General features: G+C 76.4%; 12 protein-coding genes. 9 read left to right on the plus strand and 3 right to left on the minus strand.

What is annotated here, in order from left to right:
• The first annotated feature begins 27 nt into the window (after positions 1-27).
• The 4 genes from ACYQBY_RS01080 (at position 28) to mshC (ending at position 3,679) form a co-directional block, all read left to right on the plus strand.
• Positions 28-747, plus strand: coding sequence for a histidine phosphatase family protein (locus ACYQBY_RS01080; RefSeq protein ID WP_459641958.1), 720 nt, complete (start codon positions 28-30; stop codon positions 745-747).
• A gap of 78 nt (positions 748-825) precedes the next feature.
• Positions 826-1,377 carry a DUF3090 domain-containing protein gene (locus ACYQBY_RS01085; RefSeq protein ID WP_459641959.1) on the plus strand — a complete coding sequence of 184 codons (552 nt, stop codon included), beginning with the start codon at positions 826-828 and terminating at the stop codon, positions 1,375-1,377.
• Between the two features lie 50 nt (positions 1,378-1,427).
• Positions 1,428-2,252 carry an SCO1664 family protein gene (locus ACYQBY_RS01090; protein ID WP_459641960.1) on the plus strand — a complete coding sequence of 275 codons (825 nt, stop codon included), beginning with the start codon at positions 1,428-1,430 and terminating at the stop codon, positions 2,250-2,252.
• A gap of 92 nt (positions 2,253-2,344) precedes the next feature.
• Positions 2,345-3,679: a cysteine--1-D-myo-inosityl 2-amino-2-deoxy-alpha-D-glucopyranoside ligase gene (mshC, locus tag ACYQBY_RS01095; protein WP_459641961.1), complete on the plus strand. Its 1,335-nt coding sequence runs from the start codon at positions 2,345-2,347 to the stop codon at positions 3,677-3,679.
• Positions 3,680-3,698: 19 nt separating this feature from the next.
• Here mshC and ACYQBY_RS01100 read toward each other — a convergent pair whose 3' ends face one another.
• The gene (locus ACYQBY_RS01100) at positions 3,699-3,896 is read right to left on the minus strand and encodes a WYL domain-containing protein (protein WP_459641962.1); all 198 of its coding nucleotides are present in this window, start codon (positions 3,894-3,896) and stop codon (positions 3,699-3,701) included.
• Between the two features lie 233 nt (positions 3,897-4,129).
• Here ACYQBY_RS01100 and ACYQBY_RS01105 point away from each other — a divergent pair, with 233 nt between their 5' ends.
• Together ACYQBY_RS01105 and ACYQBY_RS01110 are read left to right on the plus strand one after the other, a co-directional pair.
• Positions 4,130-5,929, plus strand: a complete 1,800-nt coding sequence (locus ACYQBY_RS01105; protein WP_459641963.1) for a lipase family protein — start codon at positions 4,130-4,132, stop codon at positions 5,927-5,929.
• A gap of 669 nt (positions 5,930-6,598) precedes the next feature.
• Entirely contained in the window at positions 6,599-8,161 is a 1,563-nt protein-coding gene (locus tag ACYQBY_RS01110; protein ID WP_459641964.1) for a pectate lyase family protein, read from the plus strand.
• 425 nt (positions 8,162-8,586) lie between these two features.
• On the opposite strand, the gene ACYQBY_RS01115 is transcribed toward ACYQBY_RS01110, so the two are convergent.
• Together ACYQBY_RS01115 and ACYQBY_RS01120 are read right to left on the minus strand one after the other, a co-directional pair.
• On the minus strand, positions 8,587-9,666 hold the full coding sequence (locus ACYQBY_RS01115; protein ID WP_459641965.1) for an alkene reductase: 1,080 nt from the start codon (positions 9,664-9,666) through the stop codon (positions 8,587-8,589).
• 100 nt (positions 9,667-9,766) lie between these two features.
• Entirely contained in the window at positions 9,767-10,153 is a 387-nt protein-coding gene (locus ACYQBY_RS01120; protein ID WP_459641966.1) for a DUF2237 family protein, read from the minus strand.
• 159 nt (positions 10,154-10,312) lie between these two features.
• On the opposite strand from ACYQBY_RS01120, the gene ACYQBY_RS01125 reads away from it, so the two are divergent.
• From ACYQBY_RS01125 to ACYQBY_RS01135, 3 genes are all read left to right on the plus strand, one after another.
• On the plus strand, positions 10,313-10,966 hold the full coding sequence (locus tag ACYQBY_RS01125) for a hypothetical protein (protein ID WP_459641967.1): 654 nt from the start codon (positions 10,313-10,315) through the stop codon (positions 10,964-10,966).
• Positions 10,963-12,099 (plus strand): AAA family ATPase, encoded by a 1,137-nt coding sequence (locus ACYQBY_RS01130; protein ID WP_459641968.1) that lies wholly within the window; start codon positions 10,963-10,965, stop codon positions 12,097-12,099. The genes ACYQBY_RS01125 and ACYQBY_RS01130 overlap by 4 nt, the downstream gene beginning before the upstream one ends.
• Before the next feature lie 182 nt (positions 12,100-12,281).
• Positions 12,282-14,393, plus strand: coding sequence for a DUF2201 family putative metallopeptidase (locus ACYQBY_RS01135; protein ID WP_459641969.1), 2,112 nt, complete (start codon positions 12,282-12,284; stop codon positions 14,391-14,393).
• Positions 14,394-14,450 lie beyond the last annotated feature (57 nt).

Raw genomic sequence — 14,450 nt, forward strand, 5'->3', positions numbered from 1 at the left:
CGCGGTGCGTGCGCCTAGGGTGAGCGGGTGCCGACCCTCCTGCTGGTGCGCCACGGCCGCAGCACCGCCAACACCGCCGGGGTGCTGGCGGGCTGGACGCCCGGCGTCGACCTCGACGACCACGGCCGCGCCCAGGCCGGGGCCCTGGCCGGCAGGCTCGCCGCGCTGCCGCTCGCCGCGATCGTCTCCTCGCCCCTGGAGCGCTGCCTGCAGACCGCCGGCGCCCTGGCGGCCGTGCCCGGCCCGAAGGGTGCCGCGCGCCCGCCCGTCGGCACCGACGAGCGCCTCGGGGAGGCCCGCTACGGGGACTGGACGGGCCGGGAGCTGCGCAGCCTGGTCAAGGACCCGCTGTGGGCGACGGTGCAGGCCCACCCCTCGGCGGTGGTCTTCCCCGGCCCGGAGGGGGAGTCGATGCGCGGCATGCAGCAGCGCGCCCTGGACGCCGTCCGCGAGCACGACGCCCGCGTCGGCGCCGAGCACGGCGAGGACGCCGTCTGGGTGGCCGTCTCGCACGGTGACGTCATCAAGGCGGTCCTCGCCGACGCCCTCGGGCTCCACCTGGACCTCTTCCAGCGCATCGGCGTGGACCCCTGCTCGGTCTCCGCGGTGCGCTACACCGCGGTGCGGCCCTTCGTGCTGCGCACCAACGACACCGGCGGGGACCTGGCCGGGCTGCTGCCCCCGCCGCGCCGGCGTCGCCGGGTCCCCCGCACCGACGCCGTCGTCGGTGGCGGCACGGGCGCGTGAGCCGGCGCCGGCGGGCCACCGCGGCGGGTGCGGCGCCGCCCCGGCCCACCGCGCGGGCCGCGGCGTAGGGTCGGCACCATGCCAGTCTTCGACTACGACCCGCCCGAGCGCTTCGTGGCGGGAACGGTCGGCCCGCCGGGCTCGCGGACGTTCTTCCTGCAGGCCCGCGCCCGCACCTCGCTGACGTCCGTGGCGCTGGAGAAGGCGCAGGTCGCGGCGCTGGCCGAGCGCGTCGGGGAGCTGCTCGACGAGGTCGTGCGCCGCTCCGGCGGGCAGGCACCCGTGCCGGCCGTCGCGCCGGCCGGCACCGCGGACGACGCCCCGCTGGAGACGCCCATCGAGGAGGAGTTCCGGGTCGGCACCATGAGCCTGGCGTGGGACTCCGAGCGCCAGCGCGTCGTCATCGAGTGCTTCGAGGCCCTGGAGACGGACGAGGAGGCCCTCGACGTCGCCGAGCCCGACCCCGCCCGCGGGGTGCTGCGCGTCACCCTCACCGGCGCGAGCGCGCGCGCCTTCGTCGACCGCTCCCTCGCGCTGGTCGCGGCGGGGCGCCCCCCGTGCCCGTTCTGCGCGGGCCCGCTGGACCCCACCGGGCACGTCTGCCCCCGAGCCAACGGCTACCGGCGCTGAACCGCCCGGCCGGGGACCGGCACGAGGGCGCCGACGCGCCGTCCGCCGGGGTGCCGGAGGCCGTGGAGCACCTGGCCACGGCGGAGCTGGAGGTGCTGGGCCGCATCACCTCCGCCTCCAACGCCACCCTGTTCGCCGTCGCCCGCGGCGGCGGGCGCGCGCTGCGCTGCGTGTACAAGCCGGTGGCCGGGGAGCGGCCCCTGTGGGACTTCCCCGACCGCACCCTGGCGCTGCGCGAGGTCGCCGCCTACGCCGTCTCGGCGGCCACCGGCTGGGACGTGGTGCCGCCCACGGTGCTGCGGGAGGGGCCCGCGGGCGTGGGCAGCGTGCAGCTGTGGGTGGACCCCGACGGCGCGGACGACGACGCGGAGCACGAGGTCCGGCTGGCCGAGCCGGGCGCCGGGCTGGTGGACCTGGTCGCGGCCGGGCGGCTCCCGGAGGGCTGGCTGCCCGTCCTGCGCGCCTCCGACGAGACCGGGCGCCCGGTGGCGCTGGTGCACGCCGACGACGAGCGGCTGCGCCGCGTCGCGGTGCTCGACGTGGTCCTCAACAACGCCGACCGCAAGGCCGGGCACGTCCTGCCCGGCCCCGGCGGCGCCGTGCACGGCGTCGACCACGGCCTGACGTTCCACGAGGACGACAAGCTGCGCACCGTGCTGTGGGGGTGGGCCGGGGCGCGCCTGCTCGACCCCGAGCGGGAGGTCCTGGAGCGCCTGGAGCAGGACCTGCAGGACCGGCTGGGGGAGGTGCTGGCCGGGCTGCTGGCGCCGGCGGAGGTCGAGGGCACGCTGGAGCGCGTGCGCCGGCTGCTGCGCCGGGGCCGGCTGCCGCGCCCGGGCCAGGGCTGGCCGGCCATCCCGTGGCCGGCGTTCTGACCTCCCCCGCTGCCGCGGGCCGCGTCCGCGGGGCTGCTCCGGTGGGGTCGTCGCGGAGCGGACCGGCGCGGCGGGGGAGGTAGGTTTCCCCCGTGCATGCCTGGCCCGCGCCCCGTGACGAGCTGATCCCGGGCCGCGGTGCCCTGCCCGGCCGCGGCGGGCGGGTGCACCTGCACGACACCGCCACGGACCGGCTGGTGCCCACCGGCCCCGACGGGGACGGCACCGCGACCCTGTACGTCTGCGGCATCACCCCGTACGACGCGACCCACCTGGGGCACGCCAGCACGTACGTGGCCTTCGACCTGCTCGGGCGGGCGTGGCGGGACGCGGGGCACGAGGTCCGCTACGTGCAGAACGTCACCGACGTCGACGACCCGCTGCTGGAGCGCGCGGCGGCCACCGGCGTGGACTGGCGGGAGCTGGCGGTCTCGCAGACCGACCTGTTCCGCGAGGACATGCGCGCGCTGTCGGTGCTGCCGCCGCAGGAGTACCTCGGGGTGGTGGAGACGATCTCCGGGGTGGTGGCGCTGGTGGAGCGGATGCTCGCCGAGGGCCGCGCCTACCGGGTTCCCGGCGAGGGCGGCGCGCCCGACGGCGACGTGTACTTCCGCCTCGCCGGGGACGCCGCGTTCGGGTCCGTCTCGAACCTGGACCGCACCGCGATGCTGGAGCTGTCCGCGCAGCGCGGCGGCGACCCCGCCCGCCCCGGCAAGGCCGACGCGCTGGACCCGCTGCTGTGGCGGGTGGAGCGCGAGGGCGAGCCGGCGTGGGACGGCGGCACCCTGGGGCGCGGCCGGCCCGGCTGGCACGTCGAGTGCGCGAGCATCGTCCTGGACCGCCTCGGCACCCCGCTCGACGTGCAGGGCGGCGGCAGCGACCTGGCCTTCCCCCACCACGAGATGGGCGCCGCGCACGCCCGCGCCGTCACCGGCGGCACCGACTTCGCCCGCGTCTACGCGCACACCGGGATGGTGGCCCTGGACGGCGAGAAGATGAGCAAGTCCCTGGGCAACCTGGTGCTGGTCTCGCGGCTGCGGGCGGCGGGGGAGGAACCGGCGGCGATCCGGCTGGCGATCCTGGCGAACTCCTGGCGCCGGGACTGGTCGTGGACACCGGAGGGGATGCGCGCGGCCGCCGCGCGGCTGGAGCGCTGGCGCCGCGCGGTGCGCCTGCCGGCCGGGCCCGACGGCGCGGCCGTGCTGGCGGCGGTGCGCGAGCGCCTCGCCGACGACCTCGACGCCCCCGGCGCGCTGGCCGTCGTGGACGCCTGGGCCGACGCGGCGCTGGCGGGCGGGGACGTGCCCGGCACGGACCCGGCGGACGCCCAGGTCGAGGGCGCCCCCGAGCCGCTGGGCGTGGACACCCGCGCCCCGGAGCTGGTGCGGCGCACCGTGGAGCAGCTGCTGGGCGTGGACCTCGCCTGAGGCCGGTGCGCGCCGGCCCTCACGGTCGGCCGCGAGCGGCTGCGCCGGGGGCGAACCGGGCGACGAGCGCGGCCGGCAGTTCCAGCACGGCGGAGCCGGTGCACGGCCAGGGTGCGAGGCGGTCGAAGGCGACGAGGTACCAGCGAGCGGCCCACACGACGAGGTGGTGCGGCTCGACCGTGCGGGTCGTGGGCCCGCTCTCGTCGTCGTGATCCACCCCGGCCGACCCGCAGGCAGCGTGCCGGTCCTGCGCGTGGTGGCCGCCGATCGTGACCCGCTCGGGTGTCCCGGTCGAGAACTGGGCAGGGCGGGGCGGCGAGGCCGCGGAACCACGCCCGCGGTGGGCCGCAGGGTCGCGTCAGCAGGCGGGGAGGAACGCGCCAGCGACTGTGCACGGGCCGGGGCAGCCCCTACGTTGAGCAGGTGCCGACCCCGAGGAGGTACCGCCTCGTGAGCAGGCGGATCCGGGCGCTGCCTCTGCTGATGTCGGGTGCACCCCGCTGGGTCCTCCTCCTCGTCGGCGTCGTGACCACGGTGCTCGGCGTGTTCCTGGTGGTGCGCCCCCTGAGCTCGCTGACGCTGCTCGGGATCTGCATCGGCGTCGGCTGCCTCGCCTGCGGTGTCGGTGACCTCCTCTCCTGCCGGGAGGGTGCTGGGACGCGAAACCTGGTCACCGGGATCACCTGGGTCCTCGCAGGTGCGGCGGTGCTCATCTGGCTCGGTCGCAGCCTGGAACTGCTCGGGCCCTGCGTGGCTCTGCTCCTGGTCGGGGCCGGAGCCGCCGATCTCCTCGGCGTGCGACGTGGTCCGGCGCCCGAGCGGGTGCTGGCAGGCGCGACCGGGCTCTCCCAGGTGGTCCTCGGCCTGGTCGCCCTGCTGTGGCTGGACGCGACCCTGCTGGTCGTGGCGTTCGTGTTCGGCGTGCGCACCGCCGCCTCCGGCCTCTCGCTCCTCCGGCGGTCCGCCGTTCCCGGACGGCACCGCCCCCTCGTCGAGGATCCGTCCCCACACCGCCTTCGTCGTCCTGGACCGCGGTGGGCGTCGACCGCCGTCGTGCTGGTGCTGGCGGCTACGACCCTCGCCGTGAGCACGCAGTTGCGGCAGGGGATCCCGGTGCTCGACGGCTTCTACGACGCCCCGGAGGACGTGCCCGGCGAACCTGGGCAGCTGCTGCGGGTGGAGCCCTACGACGGGGATCTCCCCCCGGGGCTGAGCGCCCGGCGGATCCTCTATACCACGACCGCCGACGACGGCGTACCCGCCCTGGCCAGCGCGGTCCTCGCGGTGCCGTCCACCGGGCCCGGTACGGCGACCGGTCGCCCGGTCCCGCTGATCGCCTGGGCCCACGGAACGGTCGGTGTCGCCCGCGCCTGCGCACCCAGCCTCGGGCGCGACGCCATCTCCACCGAAGGCATGCCCGCGATGGACTCGCTGGTGCGCCACGGCTGGGGCATGGTCGCCACCGACTACACCGGGCAGGGCACCGAAGGTGACTTCCCCTACCTCATCGGCCAGAGCGAGGGACGCTCCGTCCTGGACGCCGTACGCGCCGCGCACCAGGTCGGCGAAACCGACCTCGGCGTGGGGCTGGCCCCGCAGGCGGTGATCTGGGGCCACTCCCAGGGCGGGCACGCCGCGCTGTGGGCCGGCCAGCTCGCCCCGACCTACGCTCCCGACCTCGACGTCGTCGGCACCGCCGCGCTGTCGGCAGCCAGCGACCCGCTGGCCCTGGCCCAGGTCGTCACCGCCCACCCCGGAGCTCTCGGTGCCAGCCTGGGCGTCTCCTTCGTGCTGGCCGCCTACAGCCGGACCTACCCCGACGTCTCCCTCGCCGACGCCACCCCCGCCGCCCGCACCCTGGTGCGCGAAGCCGCCGCCCGCTGCACCAGCGAACCGGGAACGGTGGTCACCGTCCTCACCGGGGTCGCCGTCTCCCGCGACACCCCGATCCTCGCCCAGGACCCCTCGACAGGAGCGATGGGGCGCCGGCTGCGGCAGAACGTCGCCACCGGGCCCTGGGCGACTCCGCTGTTCCTCGCCCAGGGAAGCACCGACGAGGTCATCCCCGCCCGGCTGCAGGACGACTACGTCGCGCGGCTGTGCGCGGCCGGGCACCCCCTGCGCTACACCCGCTACCCGGACCGGTCGCACATGGGCGTGCTCGAGGCCGGCTCACCGCTGAACGCCGATCTCGAGCAGTGGACGCTCGACCGGTTCGCCGGCGCGCCCTCCCAGGACGACTGTCCGTGAGCCCTCGTCGGTCACGGTTCTCCAGGCCGCTGGGGACGAGGGCCGTGGCCGCGATCGCGGTGGGGGTGCCGCCCGCTCGCGGGGGGATGCGCCACGGGCAGAGGGCGACGCGGGCGTGGGCTCGCCCGCGGGTTCCGAGGTCGGCGACTGCGACGCGCCGGCGCACGAACCGCGGCACCAGGATCGCCTGAGCGAAGTTCCCCACGCTCCGCGCGGGAGTCATCCCCGGTGAGGTCCCGACGGCTGCGGCGGTCGAGCTGGGTCGCCGGCATCGTGACCGGTAGGCCCTCCTGGGGGCACCTTGCGCCCGAAGGGTGGGAACTCGACATCGTCGACACCGCCTCCGCGGCGACTGCTCACGCCACCACGGCCAGCGCGCAATGATCATGAGAAACCGCTTGCTGGGACTTCCGGTGCAGCGCTACTGTCCGTCAACCACCCGCGGCAGCTGTCCGGACGACGTGGATCCCCTCAGGAGATCAAGGAAGTGATCTCCGCTGCAACGTGACGTGCCGGCGAACACCGCGGGCCGGAACCCACCGGGGACGGTCCCTCGGGCGGTGGACCGCGGCGCTCCAGGGAGCCCGCGGTGAGAGCCGGGACGACCCGGCACGGACGGCTGTCAGGTGTGGGTGCAGGACGCCTCGAGTTCGATGACGAAGGAGAGCCTTGATGAGAGCAGTCGCACGACGTCCCCTCGTGACCGGTGCCGCCGTGGCCCTGGCGGCCACGGTGGGCGTGACGGCCATGGCCGTGGGCGCGCAGGCCGGCGTGACGGGCACCGCGAACGGCTTCGCGGCCGGCGCCACCGGCGGTGCCGGCGGGCGGACGGTCACCGCCTCGACCGGCACCCAGATCCATGCCGCGATCTGCGGCCGCGCGAGCACCAGCACCCCCCTCACCATCGAGGTGCAGGGCACGATCACCGTCGGGAACACCGCCGCGGTGTCCGGCAGCTGCTCCACCGCGGCCGGCGTGGTCGAGCTCAAGAACATCAGCAACATCTCGATCGTCGGCGTCGGCAGCGGTGCCACGTTCGACCAGATCGGCATCCACATCCGTGACTCGAGCAACATCATCATCCAGAACGTCACGGTGAAGAACGTCAAGAAGTCGGGCTCGCCCACGTCCAACGGCGGCGACGCGATCGGCATGGAGTCGACCGTCCGCAACGTGTGGGTCGACCACGTGACCCTCGAGGCGTCGGGTGGCGAGGCGGAGGGCTACGACGGCCTGTTCGACATGAAGGGTGACGTCGAGAACGTGACCCTCTCGTACGCGATCCTGCGCAACTCGGGCCGCGGCGGCCTCATCGGCTCGAGCGAGACCGACACGGGCAACACGAACATCACGTTCCACCACAACCTGTACCAGAACATCGACTCGCGCACCCCGCTGCTGCGTGGCGGCCTGGCGCACATCTACAACAACCACTACGTGAACCTCAACGAGTCGGGCATCAACTCGCGCGCCGGCGCGAGGGCCAGGGTCGAGAACAACTACTTCGAGGACTCCAAGGACGTGCTCGGCACGTTCTACACGAGCGCGGCCGGCACCTGGCAGACCGCGGGCAACATCCTCGACAACGTCACGTGGTCTCCCAAGAGCAGCGAGTACAACCCGGCCGGCCCGAGCATGGCGTCCACGGGCACCGCGAGCGTCCCCTACTCCTACAGGCTCGACGGCGCGGGCTGCGTCCCGGCGGTCGTCGCCGCCACGGCGGGCGCCGACAAGGGCCTGAAGGTCTCGGACGGCTCCTGCACCCCGCAGACCCCGGCGCCGAGCCCCACGGCGACCGCGACGCCCACGCCGACGGCCACGAGCACGCCGACGCCGACCTCGAGCGCGACCCCGACCACGCCGACCGGCACGAACCTGAGCATCGGCGCGGGCGCCGACGGCTCGAGCAAGGCCGACGGCACGAGCTACGGCAACGTGATCGACGGCAGCCTGAGCACCTACTGGTCCCCGAGCGGCACGACCGGCTCGGTCTCGGTCAAGTGGGGTACCGCCAAGACGGTCTCGAAGATCAACATCCGCACCGCCTCGGGCGGCGGCACCATCACCGGGTGGCGCGTCCTGAACGGGGACAGCGGCGCGGTCCTGGCCTCGGGCACCGGTGCTCCCGGCACCGTCTCGTTCTCCTCGACGTCGCTCAGCAAGATCACGTTTCAGATCACCTCCGCCTCGGGCACCCCGCGCATCGCGGAGTTCGAGACCTACGCGAGGTAGTCCAGCACGAACGGCTGTGGGTGGGATCCTCCCCGGAACCCACCCACAGCCGCGTCCGGCGCCCCACCCTCCCCAGGCGCGGTTCGTGGCGGCAGGAGGGATGGCCTGGATCGACCCGCAGTCGAGGTACGTGAGCGCTCCGGACGTCGCACCGCCGGTTCCCGTGCACGACGGTGTGACGGGTCGGCGCAGCCATCCCCGTGGTGCTCGACCCACCGGAGGTGCTGCACGAAGGAGAGGAGGGCGTCGGCGGCGCCCTCCTCGGTGACGAGGACGCCGGCGGGCCGTGTGAACCTCCCGCAGCCGCTGCTCCTCCTGGGGCCCGCCGCTGCCGCCGGGCCGCGCAGCCCCGCACTTCCGGTCTCACCGAGGGCGCCGGTCCGCCCGGGGTGGCCGTGGGTGGACCGGGCGCGCGGGGAGGGACGTCAGGCGCGCGGGGTCAGGAACGGGTAGTCGGTGTACCCGGCGGCGCCGGGGCTGTAGACGGTGGCCTGGTCCAGCTCGTTCTCCGGGTGCCCGCCCTGCCAGCGCTCCACCAGGTCGGGGTTGGCCATGAGCTTGCGGCCCACCGCGACGACGTCGGCGGTCCCGTCGGCGACGAGGTCGACGGCGTCCTGGCGGGAGGTGACGACACCGAAACCGCTGTTGGCCATGAGCGGGCCCTCGAACCTCTTGCGCAGGCCCTGCACGAGGTCCCCCTCCGGCTCGGCGTGCAGGACGCTGAGGTAGGCCAGGCCGAGCGGGCGCAGCGACTCCACGAGGACCTGGTAGGTGGCCTCGACGTCGTCCGGGTCGGTCTCGAGCGCGTCCTGGATGTTGTGCGCGGGGGAGATGCGGATCCCCACCCGCCCCGCCCCGATCGCCTGGGCCACAGCGGTGGTGACCTCGGTGGTCAGCCGGGCCCGGTTCTCCGGGGACCCGCCGTAGGCGTCGTCGCGGGAGTTGGAACCCGGCGCGAGGAACTGGTGCAGCAGGTAGCCGTTGGCGCTGTGGATCTCCACGCCGTCCAGCCCGGCCTCGACGGCGCGGCGCGCGGCGGTGACGAAGTCCGCGACGACGGCGCGGACCTCCTCGGTGGTGAGGGCGTGCGGAACGGGGTAGGCGGCCTTGCCGGTGGGGGTGTGCACCTCGCCCGCGATGGCGACGGCGCTGGGCGCGACGATCCGCTCGGTGCCCGTGATGTCGGTGTGGGAGACCCGCCCGGCGTGCATGAGCTGCATCACGATGCGCCCGCCGCGGGCGTGGACGGCCCCGGCGACGGCGCGCCAGCCCTCGACCTGCTCGTCGGTGGCGATACCGGGCTGCCCCCAGTACCCGCGCGACTCCGCGGTGGGGTAGGTGCCCTCGCTGACGATGAGGCCGGTGCTCGCGCGCTGCGCGTAGTGCTCGGCCACGAGTTCCCCGGGCACCCCGCCGGCGCCGGAACGCAGGCGGGTCAGGGGGGCCATGACGACCCGGTTCGGCAGGTGCAGGTCGCCGAGGGTGACGGGGGAGAACAGGTCCACGGGTTTCGTGCCTCTCGCTGGACGGTTGTGCCGCCGGCACAACCCCGCGGTGCCGCGGAACCTTCCCCGCCTCCCCCACCCGGGGGAGCGGGGAACCGTGCTACAGCGAGCTCAGGTCGTCCGGGACGTCCACGGCGTGGGCGGTCAGCACCTCCAGCGGCACGATCCGCAGGACCGCCTCGTGGGTGGCGGCGAGGACCACGGGTGCCGCGGCGCCGTCGCGGGCGGCGCGCGCCCAGTTCGCGGCGGTGACGCACCAGCGGTCGCCCGGCACCAGGCCGGGGAAGCGGAACTCCGGTCTCGGCGTGGCCAGGTCGTTGCCGATGCCGCGCTGGTGCTGGAGGAACTCCGCGGTGACGACCGCGCAGACCGTGTGGCTGCCGAGGTCCTGCGGGCCGGTGCTGCAGCAGCCGTCGCGGAAGAACCCCGTCACCGGGTCGGTGCCACAGGGGTCCAGGGACCCGCCCAGGACGTTGCGCTCGGCCACGGGGCCATCATGGCGCGGCGGCGGCGGGCGTGCCCACCGGGAAGGCCCGCCGGTCCCGCCACGGGAGGACCCCGCCGGTGCCTGCGCGGGTGACCCCGCCGGTGCCTGCGCCGGGTGCCGGGGCGGTGGGGGCGGGCGGTCCGTGCCTACGCTGGGCCCGTGCCCGCCCGCCGCCGCCACCGCAGCCCCCGCCCGGGGCCGCCGCCGGCGCGCGTGGTGCTCGACGCCGCCGACCTCGTGGCCGACCCGCCCACCCGGGCGCTGCCCCACGGCGGCGTGCCCCACGAGGTGTGGAGCGCCTGGCGCGCGCACCGCCCCGCCGGCCCGCTCCCGCGGGAGGCCGCGCCGGGGCTCGGGCGGCCCGCGCCGCAGCTGCCGTTCCGCTGGCCCGACGTGCTCCTCACCCTGTACCGGTACCTGGTGCTGCCCGCGCTGGGGTGCCCGGCGCGCATCGCGGCGGTCGGCGCGACGGTGCGCCTGACGCACCTGGACGGCGCCCCGCTCGACCTGGCGGACCCGGCGGCCCGGCTGCGCGCCCTGCACGTGCTCGGCGGGCACCGCGCCGTGCTCGACCCGCGCGAGGTCCTGTGCCTCGCGCTGCAGCACGCGCCGCTGCGTCCCTTCCTCGCCGCGCACCCCCCGGGCAGCGGCCTCGACCTGCGCCTGGTGCTGGCGGCGGCCGGCGCCGGGCTGGACGCGGCCGACGTCGTCGCGGCGCACGCGGCGGGAACCCTGACCGCCGAGCGCATCGCGTTCCTCGCCGCCCTGGCGGGCGCGACGGGACCCGACGCACCCTGGAGGCGCCCCGCATGAGCCGACGGCACACCGACACCTGCGACGCCCTCGGCATCGCGCTGCTCGCCAACGTCCCCGTGGTGCTGTGGGGGCCGCCCGGGCAGGGGAAGTCCTCGGTGGTCCGGGAGCTGGCCGACGGCATGGGCGCGCACCTGGAGACGGTCATCGCCTCCATCCGCGAGCCCAGCGACTTCGCGGGCCTGCCGGTCGTGGACACCACCACGGGGACGGCCTCGCTGGCGCCGCCGTCGTGGGCGGTGCGGTTGCGCGACGCGGTCGAGCGGGAGGGCCGGGCGGGCGTGCAGTTCTACGACGAGGTCTCCACCGCGCCCCCGGCGACGCAGGCCGCTCTGCTGCGCCCGATCCTCGAGGGCGTCGTCGGCGACCTGCGGCTGCCGCCGCAGGTGCGCACCGTCGCCGCGGCGAACCCGCCGGACGTCGCGGCCGACGGCTGGGACCTCGCCCCGCCCGTCGCGAACCGCTTCCTGCACCTGTCGTGGAGCCTGGACGCCGAGACCGTGCGCGAGGGTTTCACCGGAGGCTGGCCGCCGGTGCGGGTACCCCTCGTGGACGAGGACCGCACCGCGGCCCTGCTGGCGGAGACCTCGACCCTCGTCGGGGTGTTCCTGGGGGCGCGGCCCGAGCTCGTCACGCGGATGCCGTCGTCCTCGGAGGAGGCGGGCCGGGCGTTCCCGACGCCGCGGACGTGGGAGATGGCGGCGCGGCTGTACGCCACCGCCCGAGCGGCCGGCGCGAACAGCACCGTGGTGACCCTGCTGGTCTCGGGCACCGTCGGGGTCGCCGCGGCGGGGGAGTTCCTCACGTACGTGCGCGACCTGGACCTGCCCGACCCGGAGGAACTGCTGCGCGACCCGGGGGCCTGGACGGTGGACCCGCGGCGCACCGACCGCACCTACGCCGTGGCGGCCTCGGTGTGGGCCGCGACGGCGGGGGACACCACCGCCGCGCGGTGGGCGGCCTGCGGCCGGGTGCTCGCCGCGATCGCCGCGGCGGGCAGCGCCGACATCGCCTTCACGTACGGGCGCCGGTGGGCGCAGGGCCGCCCGCCGGGGGCGATGCCGGAGCCGGAGGTGGTCGCCTCCCTCGGGCCGATCCTGCAGGAGCTCGGCCTGCTGACCCGCGACGCATGAGCCGGCGCAGACCCCCACCCGGGCCCCCGCGCACCCCGGGGCCGGGTGCCGCGGGGAACCCGGCGGGACCCCGGCCCGACCCCTCGCGGAACCCCGCACGGAACCCCCGGCGGAACCCCGCACCGGAGCCCGGCGGGGTCCGGGCGCGGAACCCCGCGGGCACCTCCGGCACGGCGCGGGGGGTGCAGGAGCAGGCGGCGTTGCGGCTGGCGGCCGGCCGTGCCCGCGCCTGCGAGCTGATGCCCTACCTCGGCGAGGCCCTGTACGCCGTCCAGGCCGTCGCCACGCCCGCCGTGCCCACCGCCGGGATCGACACCCGCTGGCGGATGTACTACAACCCCGAGTTCCTCCTCACCCTCGACGTCGCCGAGGTCGTCGGGCTCTGGCTGCACGAGGTGGGCCACCCGCTGCGCGCGCACGCCGAGCGCTTCGAGGCCCTCGCCGAACCCCGCGAGAGGCACCCGCTGTTCAACCGGGCCGCCGACTGCGCCCTCAACGACGACCTGCGCGGGGCCGGGATCCGCCTGCCCGCGGTCAGGGCGTGGTTCCCCGAACGGGTTCCCGGTGCCGCCTCCGGGATGAGCGCCGAGCAGATCTACCGCCTGCTCCTCGACTCCCCGGCCGGCCGGCGGCTGCCCGACCTGCCCGCGGTGCTGCTGCTGCCGCCGGAGCTGCCCGCCGGGCGGGACGTCGCGGCCAGGGTCCTCGCGCACACCCGCGAGCCGTTCCTCACCGCACCGGCCACCGCCGTCCTGCACGCACCCGGCGGCGAGGCCGCGCCGGTGCCCGTCACCGTGCACGACCCCCGCACCGCCTCCCTCGACCTGCCCGCCCGGCTGCCCCCGGGGGAGCACACCGTCGAGATCACCTGCGCCGGCGGTGGCGCGAGCGCCGTGCTGACGGTGACGCGACCCACGATCACCCTGCGCCCGGACCACCTGCGCCGCGACCGGGGCCCGAGCGAGAAGGTCGTGGTCGCCGGCCGCGGCACCTCCTTCGGCGCCGGCTCCCGCGTGGAGTTCCTCGCCGCCGACGGCGCGCCGCTGCACGGGGCCGTCCACGACGTCGTCCACGTCGGTGCGACGTACCTGACGTTCCGGCTCGGGCCGGTTCCCGACGGCACCCACCTGGTGCGGGTGACCGGTGGCGGGCAGGCCGTGCAGGCGGCGCTGCCCGTGGGCCTGCCGCACCTGGACGTCGACCCGGCCCGGCTGCCCGGCGGCTTCGAGCCCCCCACCACCCTGGCCCTGACGGCGGAGGACGTCCTCCTCGACGCCACGAGCGCCGTCGAGGTCCTCGACCCGGCGGCGGGCCTGGTCCCGGTGGACGGCGCCACGGGCCCGCTCGTCCCCGTCGCGCCCGGAGCCGGGAACGTGCAGCTGACCCGGCCCCTGCGCGAGGGGCGCTACCTCCTCGCGGTGACCACGGCGGGGGAGCGGGCGGTGGCGACCCTGACCGTCGGCACCTCGGGCCCCGCCGCCGCGGCCGGGGCGGGGAACACCCCGGCACCGGCCGGCGCCGACGACTGCGGATCCGGCGCGGGCGGGCCGCGCCGGCCGTGGGAGCTCCACGACGACGGCGGTGGCGCCGACGGAGGAGCCGGCGGCGTGGACGCCGGGCGGGCGGAGCTGATCCGGCGCCGGACCGCGCACGACGTCCTCGAGCACGCCCGCAGCCGCGGCTCCGTCCCCGCCGGGTGGCAGCGGTGGGCGAGCACCACCCTCGTTCCGGTCGTGGACTGGAGGCGGGAGCTGGCGAGCCTGACCCGGCGCGTCGGCGCGCACGTCGCCGGGATGCGCGACTACTCCTACGCGCGCCCCTCCCGGCGCAGCGCCACCACCCCCGGCGTGGTCCTGCCCGCGATGCGTCAACCGCGCCCTCCCCGCGCCGCGGTGGTCGTCGACACCTCCGCCTCCGTGGGCGAGGACATGCTCGCGCGGGTGCACGCGGAGACGGAGGCCGTCATCCGGCGCTGCCACGGCACCGGCGTGCAGGTCCTCGCCTGCGACGCCGCGGCCACCCGTGCGCGGCTGGTGCGGCGGGTGCGGGACGTGGTGATGACCGGCGGCGGCGGCACCGACATGCGCGTGGGCATCGCCGCGGCCGCCGCGCTGCGCCCGAGGGTGGACCTGGTCATCACCGCCACCGACGGGGACACCCCGTGGCCCGAGCGACCGCCCCGGGAGAACCCCGGCGCCACCTACGCGGTGCTGCTGCTCGACGGCGACCGCGACGGGGTGCCGCGCTGGATGCACCGGATCGTCGTCGAGCGCGAGCGACCTCCCGGCCGCTGAGCGGTCCCCGGCCGCTGGACGGGCCGGCCCGGGGGACCGGCCGCGGCGCACCCGCGG

The sequence above is a fragment of the Kineococcus anabasis genome (assembly GCF_054590795.1).